Origin of the sequence: Sphingopyxis sp. SE2, assembly GCF_032227185.1 — a bacterium.
In the GTDB taxonomy this organism is placed as follows: domain Bacteria; phylum Pseudomonadota; class Alphaproteobacteria; order Sphingomonadales; family Sphingomonadaceae; genus Sphingopyxis.
This window is the reverse complement of record NZ_JAPMXW010000001.1, coordinates 2,544,521-2,564,106: the sequence shown is the minus strand read 5'-3', so window position 1 is coordinate 2,564,106 and position 19,586 is coordinate 2,544,521. Positions and strand designations below refer to the sequence as shown.

The following is a 19,586-nucleotide window of genomic DNA, read 5'->3' as shown; positions in this document are numbered from 1 at the left end:
AAGGGGACGATGCGTTGCCGCGCCCCCTGACGATTTTGGATCGAAACCGAAACTAGCATAACCCATGGGTCCGCCGCAACGGGCGACGATCGGCCGAGCCCGCGTCGAGGACGCTCGCGTTTGGAAGGCCCGTCGTCGCTCAGCGAAGTGTTCTGCGAGCGATATCGACCGAGCGTGACCGTGGTCACAACGCCGCCGCGCGCCCTGTTCTAGCGCGAACGGGATGACAATAACCCAAGAGATTCTGTATGTTGGGTCAAAACAGGGAAATGCAGCGCCATGGCCAGCCGCCGACTTCGCTTTTTCGCTCTTCTCCTCGCGGCGCCGCTGTGGACGACCGCGCCGACGGGGTTCGCGCAGGAAGCACCGCCACCCGCCAAACTCGACGGCGACGAGCAGAAGCTGCTCGACCTCCTCAACCGCGGCATGGATCTCGAACGCGCCGGCAAACGACGCGACGCGGAGGCGGTCTACCGGCGCTGGACCGGCGAAGCGACGAAGCGCTACGGCGCCGACAATCTGATCACCAGCATGGGCTATCGGCTGCTCGCGGGCGTGCTGGAGGATGAGGGGCGGCTGAAGGAGGCCGAGCCTTTCCTGAAGCAGCTGCTCGCGATCAACCGGGCGTCGCTCGGTGAAAGCGATGACGAGACGTTGCTCGCCTACGCCCGCCTCTCGGCCAATTATATGGCGCAGGGTCGCCCCGTCGAAGCGATCCCGCTGCGCCGCGCGATCCTCGTGGCGCGCCTTGCAAGCAATGGCAAGCACCACCCCAAGTCGATCATCGCGACCAGCAATCTGGCGCGCGCCATGGCCGAAAGCGGCGACATGAAGGGCGCCGAGCCGCTGTACCGCGAAGCGGTCGAATCAAGCCTCGCGGTCCATGGCGAAAATCACCGCGAGACCGCGGCGAATTACGGCAATCTCGCGACCGTCCTAAGCACCCTCGGGCGCTTCGACGAGGCGGCGCCGATCTTCGCCAAGGTGCTGGCGATCGAGGAAGCGCTGCCCGACGGCAAAGCCGCCGACATCGCGCTCAGCCATTACAATGTTTCGGCGAATTTCTCCGAAATCGGGCGCTATGACGAGGCGTCGGCAGCGGCGAACAAGGCGCTCGACCTTTGGCGCGCGGCCAAGGGCGACGAAAGCGCCGAGGCGGCGCTCGGCTATACCGCGGTCGCCAACAGCCTGCGGTTGCAGGGACGCTATGCGGAAGCCGACGCCGCCTACCGCAAGGCGCTCGCGATCCGGCTCAAGGCGCTTGGCGAGACCCACCCGCTGACCGGCGAAGCCCATAGCAATGTCGCGCTGATCATGGAAAACCGTGGGCTGCCGCCCTCGGCGATCGAACCCCTGCTGCGCAAGGCGCTCGACATCACGCGGCAGGCGTTCGGCGAAAGCAGCCATCGCACCGCCATCATGTACGGCAATGTCGCGCATAATCTGGTCCAGCAGGGCCGCTTCGACGAAGCCGAGCCGATGTACCGGCGCAGCATCGAAATCCAGAAGAGCGTGGCGGGCGCGGACCATCCCTCCTATGCGACGCAGCTGATCAACCTGGCCTATAATCTCGGCCCCGAAGCCGCCGAACCGTTGATGCGCGAGGCGCTCGGCATTTTCCGCGCCAAGTTCGGCGACGACAATCCCGAGACCGCGCATGCCTATGCCAGCCTCGGCACAACGCTCAGCCTGCTCGGCCGGCACGCCGAGGGCGCCGAGATGGCGATCAAGGCGCTCGCTATCCGCCGCCGGTTGCTCGGCGAGGATCATCCGCTCACCGCCGATGGCTATGCCAGCGTCGCCGCGGCGCTCGTTCGCCGCAGCGGCCTCGACCGTGCCGGCGACGAGGCGGCCGAGCCCTATTATCGTCAGGCGCTGGCCATCCGCCAGCGCAGCCTCGGCGAAGCGCATATCGAGACCGCGCACGCCTATAGCGGTCTTGCCGCGAGTCTGCTCCGGCAGGGCAAGGCGGCCGAAGCCGAGGCGGCAGCGGCCAAGGCGGTCGCGATCGTGCGGCGTCTGAACGACCGGACCGCGGCGGGCGGCAACGCCGTCGTCCTGTCGGCGCTCGACCGGCAACAGGTCGACCCCAACCGCGATACCTTCACCACCTATATGAATGCGGCGTTCGGCCTGATGAGCGATACGCCCGACGCGGCCGGACAGTCGCGGCTCCAGGACCTCGCCTTTCAGGCGGCGCAGGATGCGAACAGCTCGGCTTCGGGGCGCGCGGTGCTGCAATCCGCCGCGCGCAGTGCCGCGAAGACGCCGCAAATGGCCGAGGCGGTGCGCCGCGAGCAGGATTTGGCCGCGCGCGCGAACGTCATCGACAAGAATCTGCTCCGCGCGCTCGGCAACCGGAAATCCGTCGAGGCCGCACGGCTGCGCGGCGAACTCGACGGGGTGCAGGCCGAACTCGCCGACATCGGCGCGCTGATCGACAAGAAATATCCGTCGTACCGCCAGCTCGTGTCGCCGCGTCCCGTCGGACTTGCCGAAGCGCAGAAGGCGCTGCGGCCCGGCGAAGCCTTGCTGATGATGACCGAGGCGGCGAACACCTTTCACCTCTTCGTCGTCACCCCCGACGCCGTCGGCTGGAGCCGGCCGGCAGAGGAGATCGACGTCATCCTGAAACAGATTTCCGACCTGCGCTGCGACGTCGACTTCGCGACCTGTTCGGCGGCGCGCAAGGCCGAACTCGACGCGCTGCCGATGACGACGCGCGAGCTCGAGGGGCATCGCCGCTTCGACCTCGACACCGCGCACGCGCTCTACAAGGAGCTGATCGCACCGGTCGAGCCGCTGCTGAAGGACACGCGGCGCCTCTATGTCGCGAGTTCGGGCAAGCTTGGCGATCTGCCGCTCGCTATGCTGTCGTCGACCCCCTTGCCCGAAGGCGCCGACCTGGCCGATCCCGACACGCTTGCCCGCGCGGGCTGGCTTGCCGATCGCTATGCCTTCACCAGCCTGCCGTCGGTCGCGGCGCTGATGCTGCCCGTCGAAGGACGGACCGGCCGCGGCAAGAATTTCCGCGGCTATGGCGCGCCCGTGCTGCTCGGCGGCGACACGGGTTCGCGCGCCGCGGCGGGGATCGGCGTCTTCGACGGGGTGTCGGCCGCGGGCTCGCCGCTCGCCGATCCCGACGCGCTCCGCAAGCTCGCCCCCTTGCCGGGGACGAAGGTCGAACTCGCGGCGATGGCCGAGCTGTTCGGCGCCGCGCCCGCCAGCCTGACGCTCGACCGCGATGCCACCGAGGCGGCGCTGCGCGGCGATCCGGCGCTACCGACGAGCGACATCGTCGCGATCGCCACGCACGGCCTGCTTCCCGATCCCGAGCTGGGTTTCGGCGAGCCGGGGCTGGTGCTCACCCCGCCGGGCGTCGCGAGCGATACCGACGACGGCTTGCTCACCGCGACCGAGGCGGCGCGGCTAACGCTGTCGGCCGACTGGGTGATCCTGTCGGCGTGCAACACCGCGTCGGTCGAAAATTCGGGCGGCGGCGACAGCCTGTCGGCGCTCGCGCGCGGTTTCCTCTACGCGGGCGCCGACGCCCTGCTCGCGAGCCACTGGCGCGTATCGGATCAGGCGACCGCGGTGCTCACGGTCGAAACGCTCACCGCGCGCCGCGCGAACCCCGGAACCTCGCGCGCCGAGGCGCTGCAGATGGGCATGAAGGCGGTGCGCAGCGGCAAGCGCGCCGACGGCTCGGCGGTCGCGGGCTGGAAAGCCGGCTGGGCGCATCCCGCCGCCTGGGCCGCTTTCACCAACATCGCCAACCGCGACGACTAGAGTGAATCGACGATCGGCCCCCGCGGTCTTAAGAACGGCTGTTTTCGGTCCTTTCGGTGCGCGCTTGCCGCCGGGCCAGCCGCCTCCTTATTGCGGCCGGACCGTATCGCAGGACAAATAGACCGGATTGCCGACAAGCAGCAGCTTGCCCTCGGCGCTGCGAACATTGACGGCGGCCCAGCCGCAAGCCTGTTCGGCTTTCAACACCAGTGTCAGCCGGGCATCGTCCGACGCGACCGGTTGACGCGCGCCGGCCGGCCGGCCGTTGAGGATCAGTTCGGCGAACGACCCCGCAGCGTCCGTAACATGCGCCCGGATCGTCGTGGGGCGGCGTCCCGGCAATATCTCCCCCATCGCGGCACGGCGTCCGTCGGCCGCGGCTTCGACTTCCAGGAGCCGCGTGCGCGTTCCCTCGACATCGATGAACACATTGCCGTCGCGGATGCCGTTCAGGATCGCCGGCATCGAGAGCGCGCGCGCATGAACGACCGTTCGCGGCCGGCCCATCGGCGCCGGGCCGGGCGGCGGATTGCCCGGCGCGACGTCGGGATCGTGATTGTCGCTGGCCGCAATGCCGGTCAGCCGGTGCCCTTCGTTCAGCCGCGCATACCAGAAGCCGAGCCCGGCGAAGGGGCCCTCGGTCATCGTGCCGTTGATCGCCTCGATCGCGGCGACCTTGCCATAATCGGTGTCGGGCCAGGTCCAGCCGCAGCCCATGCACTGCTCACCCGATGGGAGGGCGGGATGATTGAGCGACAGGATCGCCCCCGACGCTGCGGCGTCGCGCTGCAAGGCGTCGACATCGGGCACGCCGGCCGTTCCGACGCGAAAATCGACGAAACGGGCTGGGCCGAAAATATTGGCGTGACCGCCGAACGTCGTCACCTCGATACCGGGGATCAGCAGCATCGTGTCGAAATAGGGCTGGAGTTCGCGCAGGCCGCCGAAATGCGCGGTGGTGTTGTGGTCGGTGACCGCAATGAAATCGAGCCCCGCATCGGCGGCGGCGAGGACGGTACGGAACAGCGGACACGGCACTTTTCGGCCGCCGCGGCTTTGGCAGCTGCCGTCGCTGTGTGCATCGTGCATGTGAAGGTCGCCGCGATACCAGCCCGGCGCGGTTTTGATCGGTGGATCGGCGATCGCGGCGCTGGCGCGCGACTGCCCTGCGCGATCGAAGAAGACATTGACCGAATAGGCCGCCCGGCTGTCCTTTCGCGCATTGGGAACGCCCAGCAAAACGCGCCAGCGCCCGGACGGCAGCGCCCCGGCAAGATAGCCGGGCGTTGCATCGCTCGGCGCGATAGTGAAGCGGTCGCGCGTGCCGCCGCTCCAGCCACGGAAACGCGCCGGATCCCAGACCCCCATGTCGACGACCGTCCGGTTCGCCTTGTCATAGGTCAGCGTCACGGTGATCCGTTCGGTGCCCTCGGGCACGTCGAACGGCACTTCGCGATAGGTCTGATGATCGGCGCCGGTGATCTCGCCCGCAACCGTGACGTCCGGCTGCGACGATTCGGCCGCCGCCGCTACGCCGGCGAGCGCCAGCGCAGCGGCAAACAGGGTTGCCCGGGTCCACATCAGAAGCGGAAGTCCACCGCGAAGCGGAAATTGCGGCCGACGATCGGACGTCCGATGAACAACAGGTCGTTGGCCTGTCCGCTGGTGAGCTCGCCCGCGCGCGGATTGCCTTCGGTCAGGCCGATCTCGTTGGTGAGATTGTCGCCATAGGCCCAAAGCGTGATCTGGTCGGTGACGCGGAAGCGGACGCTGGCGTTGAGGACCGTATAGGCCGGCAGCTTCGATATGTTCGCCGCGTCGGCAAAGCGCTTCGTATAATGTTCGACGTCGAGCTGGGCGCGCAGCCGGTCATCGAGCAGCGTCACCGCGGGCGTCGCGCGCAGCGCCATCTTCGGGACGCGGATCAGCTGATTGCCCGTATAGTCGCGCGGCACCAGCGTCTGTTGTCCGTCAACCGTCGTGAGCTCGTCGTAGCGCAGGTTGCGGAAGGTCGGGTCCTGCCAGGTCGCGTTGAGCGTGAAATCGAACCAGGGCGCCGGCCGCACCGTGCCCTCGAACTCGATGCCATAGGCGCGCGTGTCGGTGTAGACCGTTTGCGACACATAGCCGTTGGTGTCGGGGTCGAACCGCGTGTTGCCGATCCCGTAGGAGTTGAAGTCGGTGAGGAAGCCGGTGAGATAAACGCTGGCGAAGCGCGACTGGTATTTGAGGCCCGCTTCCCAAAGGTCGATGCCCTGCGTGCGCGGAACGGCGGTCGCGCTGGTGATGAAGTTGCCGACGCTCGGCAGACGAAAAGCCGAAGTGTAGCGCGCGAAGACCCCGGCGCGCGGCGCGAACTGCCAATCGGCACCGACCGTGTAGCCGACCTTGTCGAATTTCTTGTCGAAGGGCGTGAAGACGCCGTTTCCGGTCAACACATTGTTGTCGGCGAGCGTCGCCGCGTTGCCGAGATCGACCGTGCGGCTGCCCTCTTGCGCGCCGCGGGTCTTGACCGTTTCCCAACGGATACCGGCGTCGAGGCGCAGCGAGGGAAGGATTTGCCATTCGTCCGCGGCGTAAAGCGCGAACGTGTCCTGCGTACCGCTGCCGTTCGCGAATTCGGAGCCGTAGCGGACGACGCCGTTTTCGGTTGCGGCGCCGACGACCTGCCCGGCGCCGTTCAGCGCGACGAGGTCGAGGAGGCGCGAATTGTCCGACACGTCCTGCAGCGTCGATGCCGAATAGCGGCGGAAGGTCTCCTCGATCCGCGCGTAATAGAAGCCGATGGCGAAGTCATGCGTCGTGCCGCCCATGTCGAAACTGTGCGCGAGGCGGAGGTCGTTCAGAAATTCGCTCTCGTCGACGGTGACCGGTCGCGCGGCGTTGATGAAGACGTCGCCATTGCCGTTCTGACCGGTGACGTCGAACGCCTCGCCGGTGTCGCTGTAACGCAGCTGGATGCTCGTCGCACCCGGGAAGGCGGCGAGGAGCGACGCGCTATTCTGGTTGAGAAAGGCGGTCGCGGTGCTGATCGAGGCCGGATAGACGCCGTTGCGCACCGTCAGCGAATCGCGATAGCGCGCGCGGTTGCTGAGCTTCCAGCCCGGCGCGAATTCCCATTCGGCGAGCAGGCTGAACTGGTCGAGATTGACGTCGGTGCCGTCGGCATTGTCGAACTGGACCGGGCCGTCGGCGCTGCGCAGCGTCAGGAACGCGGTCGCGCGGCTCGCCGTCGTGCCATAATGCGGGTTGAAGCCGGGAAGGCCGACGATGTCGCCCTTGCGGTCCTTGGTGAGCGGAATGCCGGTGTAGAAGATCGTGCTGTCGTCGATCCGCTTGTACCCGAGCGTGATCCGGCCATCGCCGAAATCATAGCCCAAGTCGGCGCGCACCTGTCCGCCCTGATTGCCGGTGAAACCGGGATCGCGGACGCCGTCTTCCTTGCGATAATAGCCGCCGACGCCGAAGCTCCACCCATTGCCGAGCGGTGCGCCGACCCAGCCGTCGAAGCGGAAGAGGTCGGCGGTCGGGCCATAGAGGATGCGCGCGACACCGGTCATTTCGTCGGTGGCCTGGCGGGTGATGAAATTGACCGCACCGCCGGGCGCGTTCGAATAGAAGATCGACGACGGGCCGCCGCGGACCACCTCGATGCGTTCGATCGATTCGTCGATGCGAAAGGCCTGGTCGGCGTTGAGATAGCCGAGCGAGGGGTCATGCTGTACCGGCAGGCCGTTTTCGAGCAGGGTGATCGATCCAAAGCCGTCGACCGGAATGCCGCGCGCGCGGACGTTGCCGCTGCCTTCGCCGCCCGATGCCTCGACCCAGAAACCGGGGACCGACTTCAGCGCTTCGGTGACGCTCGAGGGCGCGCGCGAACGCAGCGTGTCATTGTCGATCGAAGTGACCGCATAGCTGGTCTCGATGCGTGTGCGGTCGCCGGCGCCGGCGCGGCCGGTCACGACGATCTCCTCGCCCTGCGATTCGGCCGCGGCGGCGGAGGTGTCATCGGCATCCGACTGCGCCAGCGCGACGCTGCTTGTGCTCGCAAAAAGGACAAATAGGCTGGCGGAGGCAAGACCTCTGATCGTCATTCTGAAACCCCTGGATTGGATTGCCGCCGATTGCGGTCGGCACGTCCGCTAGGCGCGCAGGGTTGCGTTTCGATGGCCGCGATACGACGCGGCCATGACAATCATGATGCACCGACGTGACACGCCGCGGGCAGCGACGGAGATCGGGGCTTCGGCTTGCATAGCCGGCCAGCCTGGAACAGATTCTTTCGCGCTGCCATAATGTTGCGACAAGGTCGTGATGCTCCTGCCCTGCGCAAACCGGGGCGTCGCGTTGGAAAGCTGTCGACAGGTCCATCCATGATCGCTTCGCTCCGGACGATCATCTCGTCGGCGCCCGGCGAGCAAGGCTTGGTCGAGGGCGAAGGCGCGAGAAACTGGGGCCAGCGTTTCAATGCGGGCTTCACCCATCTCCTGCTCGATCCGACGGGCGCGACGGGCAAGGCTTATAACGCAAAGACCACCCCCGACATGCGGGTGATCGATGGCGAGGGACGGATCATCTACGCCGGCGGCATCGATGACAAGCCGACCAGCAAGGTCGAGGATCTGGACGACGCGGAGAATTTCGTGGGCGCGGCGCTCGACGATCATGCCGCGGGGCGGCCGGTGACAACGGCGTTTGCGCAGCCTATGGCTGTTCGATCAAATATGCCGACGGTGCGGAGGCGGCTCCCGCCAAGGGCTGATCGGGGCGGTCAGGCGAAAAAATGGCCGCGCCGCGGATCGAGCCGGGCTTCAGACCGGATCGCTTTGATCGAGAATATCGGACCAATCGCGCGCCGCGTCCCCCAGCGGGACGAGGTGCCGGTAGATGCGCTCGCCGAGCGGCGTCGGGACATATCCGCGCGCCGATCGCGTCACGAATCCGGCTTGCTTCAACTCGCCGAGGCGCTGGTTGAGCACCGAGGGGGAGATCGTCTCGCACCGGTCCTGAAGCTCGCGGAACGTCATCGCCCCGCCTTCGCTGAGCGTCCAGAGCACCCCCATCGCCCAGCGGCGGCCGAGCAGATCGAACAGCGCCATGATCGGCGCCCCGGAGCGCGACCCGCGAACGGGTTGGCCGGGTTTGGGCAGTTTCGCCATGGGTTTCTCCTGAGCGGGCACGGTCCTGTGCGAGTGCGGATGATCGTTGCTCCGCTGGTAGCGCGCTAGCATTTTGATCGCTAGCCCGGCTGCGGAAGAAGCGGTGGCGGTCTTCGGGAATGTCCTTGCTATCGATTCGATAGCGCGCTATGAAATCCGTAGCAACGATTTTGGACATTCGCCATGAAACCTTTTCTCTATTCGGGAACGAAGAATGCCTCGAGCTGGGCGATGCGCGCGTGGCTCGCGCTGCGCGAGGCGGGGATCGACTTTGACGAAGAGGTCGTCGATATCCGGCGGCCGCAACGGTTCGCCAATCTGGAACGGATCGGGGTCTTCTCGCCCCCGGCCATGGTTCCGGTGCTGGTCGTCGATCAAATGGCGATCTTCGATTCGGTCGCGATCATGGAATATGCGAACGAGGTGGCGGACGGGGCGTTGCTCCCCGCCGACCGCGTGGCGCGCGCCCGGGCGCGATCGCTTGTGGCCTGGCAGCATTCGGGGCTGTCGGGCATTTGCGCGCGGATCTCGTTCGAAAGCGCTTTCTATCCGCTCAAGCGTTCGCTGACCGACGCCGAGCGCGCCGAATGCCGACGCCTGTTCGACTGCCTCGATCAGGCGCTCGAGCAGAGCGGCGGGCCTTATCTGTTCGGGGCGCTGAGCCTTGCGGACCTGATGCTCGTGCCGACGGTGGTGCGCCTGGCGCGTCACGACCTCGACTTCGCACGCTGGCCCCTTTCGCGAAATTGGACGACGGCGCTGCTCGAGCGTGCCTCCGTTGCCGAATGGATGCGCGAGGCCGATGCGCTTCCCCATATCTGGTTCGACGACTATCTGGTGCCCGGCGATGCCATCCGGATGGTTCCGGCTGCGGCCTGAGGCGATGGTGCGGGGATCATTGGCCCCAATGAATTCAAGAGGAGGATTGATCGTGGCGACCCGGCATGATTTTACGAGCCGTATCGAGTGGACGGGCAATCGCGGCGACGGAACGCGCAGCTATCGCGGCTACGATCGCAGCTGGAGCGTGACCACGCCGGGCCAGCCCGTCATCCACTGTTCGAACGATCCGCGGCTGGGCGGAAACCCGGCGCTGCCCAATCCCGAGGACATGCTGCTGTCGGCGCTCGCCGCCTGCCACATGCTCTGGTATCTTCATCTGGCCAGCGCGGCGGGGATTGTCGTGCAATGCTATCGGGACACGCCCATCGGAGCGGCCGAAAGCACGCCCGACGGCGCCGGCCGCTTCGTTCGCGCGATCCTCAAACCGCATATCGTCGTCGAGCGGGGCAGCGATCTGGCGCGCGCGGATGCGATCCACCATGAAATCCACAAGGTCTGCTTTATCGCGCGCTCGGTGAATTTCCCCGTGTCCTATGAGGCGAGTTATGCGACCGCCGAATGACGGGCGCGATCCAATCGGCCAAAGCGCGCCAGCCCTGACTTCACTGTCTATTGCGTCGCAGTTGCAATTAGTTTAGGCGGCCCCCGTTCATCGCAGGGATATCCGGGGGCATCATGGTTCGTTCGTTTCGTCCAGTCTTCAAATTCGCGCTGCTCGCCGCCAGCGTCCTTTCGGTTCCGGCCTTTGCGCAGGAAACCGCGCCGGAGCAGGAAGAGGGCGGGGCGAGCGGCCGCAAGGACGATACGATCGTCGTCTATGGCAGCGGCATCGACCGCAATAGTGCCGCCACCGGGCTCGACCTGACGCCGCGCGAGACGCCGCAGTCGATCACGATCATCACGCGCGAGCAGATCGACGACCAGGGGGCGTCGACGGTCGCCGACGTGCTCGAATATACCACCGGGCTTTCGGTGAAGCGCGTCGATCGCGGCCGTAACCTGCTGTCGGCGCGCGGCTTCGACATCACCGCCTTCCAGCTCGACGGCCTGCCCTTTGCGACGGGCAATGTCGGGCTCGAGGAGACCAGCACCGCCATCTATGACCGGGTCGAGGTCGTCCGCGGTGCGACCGGCCTGCTGCAGGGCGCGGGCGAGCCTTCGGCGTCGATCAACATGGTCCGCAAGCGCGCCGACGCCCGCGAGCTGACCGGCGAAGTGAATTTCGAAGCGGGTTCTTGGAATCATGTTTCGGGGCTGATCGACATCGGCGCGCCGCTGACCGCCGACGGATCGGTGCGCGCGCGTTTTGTCGCCGAGGTCTATTCGCAGGATGCCTTTGTCGACCTTGAAAGCAGCAACGGCTTCACCCTTTACGGCACGATCGCTGCCGATCTCGGCCCCGGCACGCGGATCAATGCGGGCGCGAGCTATCAGCGCGACGAGCGCGACGGCGTGATGTGGGCGCAGCTGCCCTATTGGTATGCCGACGGCTCGCGTCCCGACTGGGCGCGTTCGAAGGCCACCGGCGCCGACTGGAACGAATGGGACACCACCGAAAAGGCGGCGTTCGTGTCGCTCGAACAGGATCTGGGCGGCAGCTGGCAATTGCGCGGCGACCTCTCCTATTTCGAACAGGTCGAGGATTCGAAGCTGATCTGGCTGTGGGGCAGCCCCGACCGCGAAACCGGGACGGGAATGGACATATGGCCCTATTGGTATCTTTCCAAGCCCAAGCAATGGAGCGCCAATTTGCAGGTGAAGGGCGATTACCAGCTCTTCGGCCGGCAGCACGAGCTGGTGTTCGGCGCGATGTACAGCCACCAGAAGGGCGGCTGGACCAATCGCGATCCCGACCCCGCGAGCGTCGCCCCGGTTGGCGATTTCCACGCATGGGACGGCAGCTATCCCGAGCCCGTCTGGGGCGAACGCTATCGCATGAGCGGCTTCGGCACGACCGAGCAGACCGCCATCTATGGCGTGACGCGTTTCCAGATCCTCGACCGGCTCAAGCTGATCGCGGGCGGGCGGTTGAGTTCGTGGACGCGCGACGAGGAGGAGGCGCTTTACACGCCCGAACCCTATCGGATCGAGCACAAGGGGGTGTTTACACCCTATGCGGGGTTGATCCTCGACCTAGGTGACTTCCTCTCCGCCTATGCGAGCTATACGAGCATCTTCAACCCGCAGACCGCGCGCGACCGGACCGGCCGCTATCTCGACCCGCTCGAGGGCGACAATTATGAAGCGGGGCTGAAGGCCGACCTGATGGACGGGCGGCTGCGCGCGTCGGCGGCGGTCTTCCGCGTCGAGCAGAGCAATTTCGCCGTTCCAGACATCGATCCCGAAACGGGCGATCCCTATTTCGTGCCCGGCACCACCGACGTCGCCTCGCGCCCCGCCAAGGGCGTGGTGTCGAAGGGCTATGAACTCGAAATGCAGGGCGAGCCGCTTCGGGGCTGGGACATCAGCGTCGGGTGGAGCCATTTCAAGGCGAAGGATCCCGACGGCGTCGACGTGCAGGCGCACCAGCCGCGGCGCGTGTTCCGCATGGCGACCAAATATGAATTCGGCGGCGCGCTGAACGGCTTCAGCCTCGGCGGCTCGCTGCGCTGGGAAAGCCGGCCGCCGCAGACGGCGCCCAATCCCGTGACCGGGCAGGATGAACCGGTTGGGCAAAAGGCCTACGCGCTGGTGAACCTGATGGGCGCTTACGCCCTGACCGAGGCGTGGTCGGTGCAGGTCAATGTCAACAATGTTTTCGACAAGAGCTATTACAACACCAACAGCTGGTTCGGCGGCTTCATCTATGGCGAACCGCGCAATGCACGCGTGACGCTGCGCTACGGGTTTTAAGCGGCATCGAAATCGCGCACGATCGGATAATATAACCTAATAGGTGAAAATATCTTGACATCGTCACGCTGTTATGGCACAAGTGTCACATCATGAAGAATTGCGAGTCGGGCCGGCGGCCTTCCGTTTTGCGGGAGGCCTTCCGGCCCGGATCTTTTTCGGGAGACGGGCGATGGGACGGACAGGTAAGGTGGCGGACGGTTCCGGCAATGCGCGCCCCGGCCGGCGGCAGATGGATGTCTTTCTGGATGCGCTCGCCGAATCCTCGAACGTTGCCGCCTCGGCTCGCAAAGCGGGAATATCGGCGAATGCGATGTACTGCGAGCGGCGGCGCAATCCCGGCTTCGCGGCGCGGTGGCACGCGGCGCTGTGCGAAGGCTTCGCCCGGCTCGAAGCCGAGCTGTTGTCCGAGGCGCTGATTGCACCTTCGGGCAATGTGAAGGATGCGACGCTGAAGTCGCGGGCGCAGAAATATCGGCTCGGGCTTTCGCTGCTGGCGGCGCACCGGGCGGCGGTGCGGGGCGCAAGGTCGCCCGCGGGGGCGGCGCCGAACGCGGGGGCGAAGGCGAAGCTGGTCGCGAAGCTCGATGCCATGCGCGCGCAGGTGGCGGCCGAGCGTGCCAAAGAAGGCCCGCTTTGAAGGATCTTGGCGAACTGCTGGACATGCCGCCGGCCGAATATGCGGCGTGGGTACAGCGGCTTCGGGACGACAAGGCTGCACTGCTGCTGACCGACTGGCCCTGGTGGCGCCGCGGCGATCAATGCCCGCCCGCGGGCGACTGGCATGTGTGGATGCTGCTCGCCGGGCGCGGGTTCGGCAAGACGCGGACCGGTGCCGAATGGATACGCGGCTATGCCGAAACCCATCGGGGGGCGCGGATCGCGCTGGTCGCGGCGTCGCTGCACGAAGGGCGGCAGGTGATGATCGAGGGCGAGAGCGGCCTGCTCGCGATCGCGCCCGACGATGACCGGCCCGATTATGAAAGCAGCCTACGCCGGCTGAGCTGGGCGAACGGGGCGGTGGCGACGCTCTATTCGGCGGCGGAGCCCGAGAGCCTTCGCGGCCCCGAGCATTCGGCCGCCTGGTGCGACGAGATCGCGAAATGGCCGCAGGGCGAGGCGGCGTGGGACAATCTGATGCTGACGATGCGGATCGGCGAAAACCCGCGCGTCGTCGCGACGACGACGCCGCGCGGGGTGCCGCTGGTGCGGCGTTTGATCGACGAGAAGGGCGTCGAAAAGACCGGCGGGAGCACGCGGAACAATCGCCACAACCTGTCGCCGCAATGGCTGGCGACGATGGACCGGCTCTATGGCGGCACGCGGCTCGGGCGACAGGAGCTGGGCGGCGAACTGCTCGAGGATGTCGAGGGCGCGCTGTGGACGCGTGCGCTGGTCGAGCGATGCCGGGTCGAGGCCGATGCGGTCGGCAAATCCGTGCGCGTGGTGATCGGCGTCGACCCGCCGGCGACGGTGAACGGCGATGCGTGCGGGATCGTCGTCGCGGTGCAGCTACGCGACAAGCGGCTGGCGGTGGTCGAGGATGCAAGCGTCGAGAATCCGCCGCCGCATGTGTGGGCGCAGGCGGTCGCCGCGGCCGCGGCGCGCTGGGGCGCCGACCGCGTGGTGGCGGAGAGCAATATGGGGGGCGAGATGGTCGAGAACATATTGCGGCAGGCCGACCTGACGTTGCCGGTGGTGCCGGTGCATGCGAGCCTCGGCAAGGCGCGAAGGGCGGAGCCGGTCGCGATCGCCTATGAGCGCGGGCAGGTGGTGCATGCGGGGGTGTTCGGGAGCCTTGAGGACCAGCTTTGCGGGCTGCAGGTGGGTGGCGGATATGCGGGGCCGGGGCGGTCGCCGGATCGGGCCGATGCGTGCGTTTGGGCGCTGGCGGCTTTGCTGGAGGGGATGAAGAAGGGACGGGAGCCGGGGGTGCGGGTGGTTTGATTGACTCGAGGAACAAAGGGGATACAAAAGCCCAATGTTAATCCTCCAGCAACCTTTGTTGACTTAAATGGCAACAATTATAGAATTGGTCCTGTCTGGAGCGTTGCATCGACTCGACCCCGGCTTAGGCCCGAGGGAGATGGAGGTAAGGCGCATTTTTCTTCTGCCCCGCGCTCGAGATTGGCTGGCTAAGGAGCTTTTGGAAAGCACGTCCAATTGGAATATTGAAGAAAATCCTGTCCAGCAACTTGATGCGCTGGTCTACGAGTTTTGTATCGGAGAGCCCCTAGCGATAGGGCAGCGCTTCAAGGCTTTGCGTCCCGTCGGTAACGGGGTGTGGGAGCTCAAGACAGCAGATTTGCGCCTGTTCGGGTGGTTTGTGCAAAAAGACTGCTTCATTGTCTGTGATTGTGACACCACATTGCGGGTGAAGCAGATGCGTCTGTATCCCGGCTACCGGGATCAGGCGGTGAGATTTAGAGAGCGGCTTGATTTAGATGAGCCGAAATTTATTGCTGGAGATGATCCAAATGACGTCGTTTCAGATTGCTATCAGCCCTAGCAAACGGGCGGCTGGCCGTTTCATTTCAAAGGTCCGGCGAGCATTGCAGCGAGCGCTGGTAGAAGAGCAGGCGACCTCTGGCATCAATCAATCGGCGATTGCTGACGCTATTGGCGTGCACCGGTCGGTCATAAGCCGCGAGTTGAACGGACGACAAGACATAACTTTGGGCCGGGTTGCCGAACTCGCATGGTCGATGGGGCGGGAAATCGATTTCCAGCTTGTGAAACCTGAACAGGAAGCGGGGCTGAACGCTCCGCTCGTAAAACCGGGCGCTCTTTCGACACTTCGCAACCCAACTGCTGTACCACTTTCTATCGGGACGCGAGCTGCCGAGTCTGCAATGGCAATCGCATGATTATCAATCCTCGCTTGCCGACCGGTCATGTGGTCTTTTGTGATGATATTCGCGAGGAAATCGGCGGAAAGCTCACTTATGTGGGCGTTTATAGAAACGCCTTGGTCATTTCTGCTTTAGCGCCGGTGACTCTCCCCCAATTGTGCGCGGCCGTCAGCTTACGTATCGAGCCTCCGGCAGGACCGCTTTCGGTCACCCTTCGTATACTGCGATCGGACAGCGACGAGGCGCTATTTGAAGCGCAGGTCGAACTCGAAGAGCTTATAGCTCCTCTTCATCCATCTCCATTTAGCGACGCGAATTCAGTTCCATTTTTTGAACTATTTTTCCCGGTTCGGATGCCAAGCCTCATCATAAAGCAAGATTGTGCGATCAAGGTTCGCGCCTATATCGGGGACGACGAAATCAGGCTTGGTGCCATCTTGGTAAGCTTCGCCGAGTTGGCGGACGAGGATGCTATCACATCGGCCGACTGAATTTGGCGTCCTAGCGAATATGTCTCCGGCCAGCATCTGCTGGCCGTTCTTTTATACGGAGATCATCATGAACTGGTTTGGCCGCAAGGCCGCGCAGGTGGCTGCGCGGCCCGCTTTGTCGCGTGTCTATGGGAGCTGGAGCGCGCCCGCGCCGCTCAGTTGGGAAGCGCAGGTGCGCGAGGGGTATCTTGCCAATGCGATCGTGCAGCGCGCGGTGCGGCTCGTCGCCGAGGCGGCGGGCAGCGCGCCGGTTTTGGCGAGCGATCCGGCTTTGGCGGCGCTCGTTGCGGGGACCTCCGGCGGGCAGGGGCTGGTCGAGACTTTGGCCTCGCAGCTGCTGCTGCACGGCAATGGCTATGTGCAGATATTGACCGACGGCGCGGGGGCGCCGGCGGAGCTGTTTGCGCTGCGGCCCGAGCGGGTGACGGTCGAGGCGGATAGCCGCGGGTGGCCGGTGGCCTATCGGTATAAGGCTGGTGGGACAGCGGTTGTGCTGCCCGCCGAGGATGGCGCGGGGCGCGTCGCGGTCGTGCATGTGAAAGCACTGCATCCGCTCGACGATCATTATGGCGCGGGGTGCCTCGAGGCGGCGGCGGGGGCGATCGCGGCGCATAATGCGGCGGCGAAGTGGAATGCGGCGCTGCTCGACAATGCGGCGCGGCCTTCGGGGGCGCTGGTGCATGATCCGGGCGACAAGGGGATGCCGCTGTCGGCCGAGCAGGTCGACCGGCTGCGCGAGGAGCTGGCCGAGAGTTTCGCGGGCGGAGCCAATGCCGGGCGGCCGTTGCTGCTCGAAGGCGGATTGAAGTGGCAGACGCTGTCGCTGTCGCCGGCCGAGATGGATTTCCTGGCGCTGAAAGATTCGAGCGCGCGCGAGATTGCGATGGCATTCGGGGTGCCGCCGATGCTGCTCGGGCTGCCGGGCGATGCGACCTATGCCAATTATCGCGAGGCCAATCGTGCGCTGTGGCGGCTGACGGTGTTGCCGCTCTGCGCGAAGATATTGGGGGCGATTTCGCAAGGTTTGAGCGGGTGGTTCGCGGACGCGGAGCTGCGCGTCGATCTGGATAAGGTGCCGGCGCTGGCGGAGGACCGGATGGCGCTGTGGCGCGAGGTGTCGGCGGCGGACTGGTTGAGCGCGGACGAGAAGAAGGCGCTGCTGGGGATGGGTTAGCCAAGAAGAAATTCGCGCAGAGGCGCAGAGGGCGCAGAGATAACGGTTCTGAATCGCGGGGCATTGGTTCCGCCATGGGCGGCGTACTGGATGGGCGGCTTTGCCGCCTTTTTCTTTCTCTGCGTCCTCTGCGCCTCTGCGCGAATTTTCCGCCGCCCAAAGGGAGTTTTCGACATGGATGAGGAAGAGGCGCTGGCGCGGTTGGTCGCGCTGGCGGGGACGAGTGCGGCCGGAGCTTCCGGCGCGCCCGACGCGGCCTTGCTGCGCGCGGTGGTCGAGGAGGCGAGCGAGCTCGGCGCGCGGCGGGCGCTGGCGCGGCTTGGGCTCGCCGACGAAGCGGCGCGCGACGATGTGAGCGATTTGCGCCAGCTGCTCGGCGCGTGGCGCGACGCGAAGAAGAGCGTGTGGGCGGCGGTGGTCGACTGGGCGGTGCGCTGTGTGCTCGCGCTCGTCGTCGTCGGGCTGGCGGTGAAGCTGGGGCTGCCGGGGCTGCTGAAGTGAGAAGCGGAGCGAAACAGGCCCTCCCCCAACCCCTCCCGCAGGCGGGAGGGGGGATCAGGTTCGCGGGCTATGCTTCGGTGTTCGACCGCGTCGATCGCGGGGGCGATGTGGTGCGCGCGGGGGCGTTTGCGGCGAGTCTGAAGGAAGGACGCGCCGTGCCGCTTCTGTGGCAGCACCGGCCGGGGGCGGTGATCGGGACGATCGAGGCGCTGGCGGAGGATGCACGCGGGCTGCGCGTGGTGGCGCGGGTGACGCATCCGACCGCCGCCGCGCTGATCGCGCGCGGGGCGCTGACGGGGCTGAGCTTTGGGTATCGGGTGCGCGGCGCGCGGGGAGAAAATCCGCGCGAGCTGACGGCGCTCGACCTTGCCGAAGTGAGCCTGGTGGCGGCGCCGATGCAGCCGCTCGCGCGGGTGGTCGCGGTGGAGAGCGGATTGTTCCTCCCTGCGCCGAAGGCGTGGGGAGGTGGCAGCCCGCAGGGCTGACGGAGGGGCTTTTGCGCCGACGTCGCAGCCCCTCCACCACCGCTTCGCGGCGGTTCCCCTCCCCACGGCTTCGCCGCCGGGAGGATGATTCTTGGAAGGAGTGAAACGCATGGACGATATGGAAGTGAAGGCCGACGCGCTCGAGGGGGCGTTTGATGCGGTGCTGGCGGCCGAGGCCGTCGATGAGCTGAAGGCCTCGGTGGCGGCGCTGAAGACGCAGGTGGACGCGCAGGCGGTCGCGGCGTCGCGGTTGCCGCTCGATGGGGCGAAGGCGGCGGCCGATCCGGCGCTGGGCGCCTTTGTCGAACGCTATCTGCGGCGCGGGATCGATGCCGGCGTCGAGATGAAGAGCCTGTCGGGGGCGTCGGGCGGCGAGGGCGGTTATGCCGTGCCGCGCGAGATCGACGGCAGCATCGCGGCGACGTTGAAGGCACTGTCGCCGATCCGCAGCATCGCGACGGTCGTGCAGACGGGGACGAGCGGATATCGCAAGCTGGTCGCGACGGGATCGATGGGCGCGGGCTGGGTCGGCGAGACCGCGGCGCGGCCCGAGACCGCGACGCGCAGCTTTGCCGAAATCGCGCCGCCGTCGGGCGAGCTTTATGCCAATCCGGCGGCGAGCCAGGCGATGCTCGACGATGCGATGTTCAACGTCGAGGACTGGCTGGCCGAGCAACTGGGGCGCGAGTTCGCGGTCGCCGAAGGATCGGCTTTCGTGGCCGGCAACGGGACGAACCGGCCGAAGGGTTTCCTGACCTATGCGACGACGAACGAGAGTGACGGCGTTCGCGCGTTCGGCACGCTGCAGCATCTGGCGACGGGGACCGCGGGCGCCTTTCCGGCGTCGAACCCGCAGGACAAGCTGGTCGAACTCGTCCATTCGCTGAGGGCACCCTATCGTCAGGGCGCGTGCTGGGTGATGAATTCGGACACGCTGGCGCGCATCCGCAAGTTCAAGACCAGCGACGGCGCCTTTATCTGGCAGCCGGGGATGGTCGAGGGGCAGGCGGCGACGCTGCTGGGTTATCCGGTGGTCGAGGCCGAGGACATGCCCGATGTCGGCGCGAACAGCCTGTCGATCGCCTTCGGCAATTTCCGCGCCGGTTACCTGATCGCCGACCGAGGCGAGACGCGGATTCTGCGCGATCCGTTCAGCAACAAGCCCTTCGTGCATTTCTATGCAACCAAAAGGGTCGGCGGCGCGATCATCGATTCGCAGGCCATCAAGCTGATGAAGTTCGCCGCCAGCTAAAAGGCTGGTGCGCGAAGGGCGCCCGGCCCGTCCAACCCTTTCGGGGCGGAGCCGGGCGCCAAATGCCGGTTGCCATTCCGTCCATACCAGCCTGCAAATGCCTGCCGCCCGCGCTTCCGGTGCTCACGTACAATAGTACGCTGCGCGCCGGGTCGCGGGCGACAGTCATTTTCGACTCGGTCTGAAC

17 protein-coding genes are annotated in these 19,586 nt (G+C 66.1%); 13 read left to right on the top strand and 4 right to left on the bottom strand.

What is annotated here, in order from left to right; all coding sequences use genetic code 11:
- Nucleotides 1-279 precede the first annotated feature (279 nt).
- A complete protein-coding gene (locus OVY29_RS12195) occupies nt 280-3,789 on the top strand; it encodes a CHAT domain-containing tetratricopeptide repeat protein (RefSeq protein ID WP_052182239.1) in 3,510 nt (1,169 codons plus the stop codon).
- Between the two features lie 87 nt (nt 3,790-3,876).
- On the opposite strand, the gene OVY29_RS12190 is transcribed toward OVY29_RS12195, so the two are convergent.
- The 4 genes from OVY29_RS12190 to OVY29_RS12175 all read right to left on the bottom strand — a co-directional run bounded on the left by OVY29_RS12190 (nt 3,877) and on the right by OVY29_RS12175 (nt 8,948).
- On the bottom strand, nt 3,877-5,370 hold the full coding sequence (locus tag OVY29_RS12190) for a CehA/McbA family metallohydrolase (RefSeq protein WP_037555389.1): 1,494 nt from the start codon (nt 5,368-5,370) through the stop codon (nt 3,877-3,879).
- On the bottom strand, nt 5,370-7,883 hold the full coding sequence (locus tag OVY29_RS12185) for a TonB-dependent receptor (RefSeq protein ID WP_037555390.1): 2,514 nt from the start codon (nt 7,881-7,883) through the stop codon (nt 5,370-5,372). Before OVY29_RS12185 ends, OVY29_RS12190 begins: the two co-directional genes overlap by 1 nt.
- Before the next feature lie 48 nt (nt 7,884-7,931).
- On the bottom strand, nt 7,932-8,456 hold the full coding sequence (locus OVY29_RS12180) for a hypothetical protein (RefSeq protein WP_037555391.1): 525 nt from the start codon (nt 8,454-8,456) through the stop codon (nt 7,932-7,934).
- A 144-nt stretch (nt 8,457-8,600) separates the two neighbouring features.
- Nucleotides 8,601-8,948 carry a winged helix-turn-helix transcriptional regulator gene (locus OVY29_RS12175; RefSeq protein WP_037555392.1) on the bottom strand — a complete coding sequence of 116 codons (348 nt, stop codon included), beginning with the start codon at nt 8,946-8,948 and terminating at the stop codon, nt 8,601-8,603.
- Between the two features lie 183 nt (nt 8,949-9,131).
- Here OVY29_RS12175 and OVY29_RS12170 point away from each other — a divergent pair, with 183 nt between their 5' ends.
- From OVY29_RS12170 to OVY29_RS12115, 12 genes are all read left to right on the top strand, one after another.
- The gene (locus OVY29_RS12170; RefSeq protein ID WP_313911475.1) at nt 9,132-9,827 is read left to right on the top strand and encodes a glutathione S-transferase family protein; all 696 of its coding nucleotides are present in this window, start codon (nt 9,132-9,134) and stop codon (nt 9,825-9,827) included.
- Nucleotides 9,828-9,879: 52 nt separating this feature from the next.
- Complete coding sequence (locus OVY29_RS12165; protein WP_037555410.1) at nt 9,880-10,353, top strand: OsmC family protein; 474 nt, start codon at nt 9,880-9,882, stop codon at nt 10,351-10,353.
- Between the two features lie 113 nt (nt 10,354-10,466).
- Entirely contained in the window at nt 10,467-12,644 is a 2,178-nt protein-coding gene (locus tag OVY29_RS12160) for a TonB-dependent siderophore receptor (RefSeq protein WP_037555393.1), read from the top strand.
- 172 nt (nt 12,645-12,816) lie between these two features.
- The gene (locus tag OVY29_RS12155; protein ID WP_313911474.1) at nt 12,817-13,284 is read left to right on the top strand and encodes a hypothetical protein; all 468 of its coding nucleotides are present in this window, start codon (nt 12,817-12,819) and stop codon (nt 13,282-13,284) included.
- 23 nt (nt 13,285-13,307) lie between these two features.
- A complete protein-coding gene (locus OVY29_RS12150; RefSeq protein WP_409581480.1) occupies nt 13,308-14,591 on the top strand; it encodes a DNA-packaging protein in 1,284 nt (427 codons plus the stop codon).
- 199 nt (nt 14,592-14,790) lie between these two features.
- A complete protein-coding gene (locus OVY29_RS12145) occupies nt 14,791-15,153 on the top strand; it encodes a hypothetical protein (RefSeq protein ID WP_313911472.1) in 363 nt (120 codons plus the stop codon).
- Nucleotides 15,122-15,511, top strand: coding sequence for a helix-turn-helix transcriptional regulator (locus OVY29_RS12140; protein WP_313911471.1), 390 nt, complete (start codon nt 15,122-15,124; stop codon nt 15,509-15,511). Before OVY29_RS12145 ends, OVY29_RS12140 begins: the two co-directional genes overlap by 32 nt.
- Nucleotides 15,508-15,987: a DUF6941 family protein gene (locus OVY29_RS12135; RefSeq protein WP_313911470.1), complete on the top strand. Its 480-nt coding sequence runs from the start codon at nt 15,508-15,510 to the stop codon at nt 15,985-15,987. Before OVY29_RS12140 ends, OVY29_RS12135 begins: the two co-directional genes overlap by 4 nt.
- 67 nt (nt 15,988-16,054) lie before the next feature.
- Nucleotides 16,055-17,161: a phage portal protein gene (locus OVY29_RS12130; RefSeq protein WP_313911469.1), complete on the top strand. Its 1,107-nt coding sequence runs from the start codon at nt 16,055-16,057 to the stop codon at nt 17,159-17,161.
- A gap of 174 nt (nt 17,162-17,335) precedes the next feature.
- Nucleotides 17,336-17,662: a DUF6127 family protein gene (locus OVY29_RS12125; protein WP_313911468.1), complete on the top strand. Its 327-nt coding sequence runs from the start codon at nt 17,336-17,338 to the stop codon at nt 17,660-17,662.
- A 77-nt stretch (nt 17,663-17,739) separates the two neighbouring features.
- Nucleotides 17,740-18,147: an HK97 family phage prohead protease gene (locus tag OVY29_RS12120; RefSeq protein ID WP_409581463.1), complete on the top strand. Its 408-nt coding sequence runs from the start codon at nt 17,740-17,742 to the stop codon at nt 18,145-18,147.
- Nucleotides 18,148-18,256: 109 nt separating this feature from the next.
- On the top strand, nt 18,257-19,399 hold the full coding sequence (locus tag OVY29_RS12115) for a phage major capsid protein (protein WP_313911466.1): 1,143 nt from the start codon (nt 18,257-18,259) through the stop codon (nt 19,397-19,399).
- Nucleotides 19,400-19,586 lie beyond the last annotated feature (187 nt).

Excerpts from the sequence above, each read along its gene's own strand:
- OVY29_RS12195 (WP_052182239.1), top strand. The coding sequence starts at position 280 with ATGGCCAGCCGCCGACTTCGCTTTTTCGCTCTTCTCCTCGCGGCGCCG.
- OVY29_RS12190 (WP_037555389.1), bottom strand. The coding sequence starts at position 5,370 with ATGTGGACCCGGGCAACCCTGTTTGCCGCTGCGCTGGCGCTCGCCGGC.
- OVY29_RS12185 (WP_037555390.1), bottom strand. The coding sequence starts at position 7,883 with ATGACGATCAGAGGTCTTGCCTCCGCCAGCCTATTTGTCCTTTTTGCG.
- OVY29_RS12180 (WP_037555391.1), bottom strand. The coding sequence starts at position 8,456 with ATGATCGTCGAGCGCCGCGCCCACGAAATTCTCCGCGTCGTCCAGATC.
- OVY29_RS12175 (WP_037555392.1), bottom strand. The coding sequence starts at position 8,948 with ATGGCGAAACTGCCCAAACCCGGCCAACCCGTTCGCGGGTCGCGCTCC.
- OVY29_RS12170 (WP_313911475.1), top strand. The coding sequence starts at position 9,132 with ATGAAACCTTTTCTCTATTCGGGAACGAAGAATGCCTCGAGCTGGGCG.
- OVY29_RS12160 (WP_037555393.1), top strand. The coding sequence starts at position 10,467 with ATGGTTCGTTCGTTTCGTCCAGTCTTCAAATTCGCGCTGCTCGCCGCC.
- OVY29_RS12155 (WP_313911474.1), top strand. The coding sequence starts at position 12,817 with ATGGGACGGACAGGTAAGGTGGCGGACGGTTCCGGCAATGCGCGCCCC.
- OVY29_RS12150 (WP_409581480.1), top strand. The coding sequence starts at position 13,308 with ATGCCGCCGGCCGAATATGCGGCGTGGGTACAGCGGCTTCGGGACGAC.
- OVY29_RS12140 (WP_313911471.1), top strand. The coding sequence starts at position 15,122 with ATGACGTCGTTTCAGATTGCTATCAGCCCTAGCAAACGGGCGGCTGGC.
- OVY29_RS12135 (WP_313911470.1), top strand. The coding sequence starts at position 15,508 with ATGATTATCAATCCTCGCTTGCCGACCGGTCATGTGGTCTTTTGTGAT.
- OVY29_RS12130 (WP_313911469.1), top strand. The coding sequence starts at position 16,055 with ATGAACTGGTTTGGCCGCAAGGCCGCGCAGGTGGCTGCGCGGCCCGCT.
- OVY29_RS12125 (WP_313911468.1), top strand. The coding sequence starts at position 17,336 with ATGGATGAGGAAGAGGCGCTGGCGCGGTTGGTCGCGCTGGCGGGGACG.
- OVY29_RS12115 (WP_313911466.1), top strand. The coding sequence starts at position 18,257 with ATGGACGATATGGAAGTGAAGGCCGACGCGCTCGAGGGGGCGTTTGAT.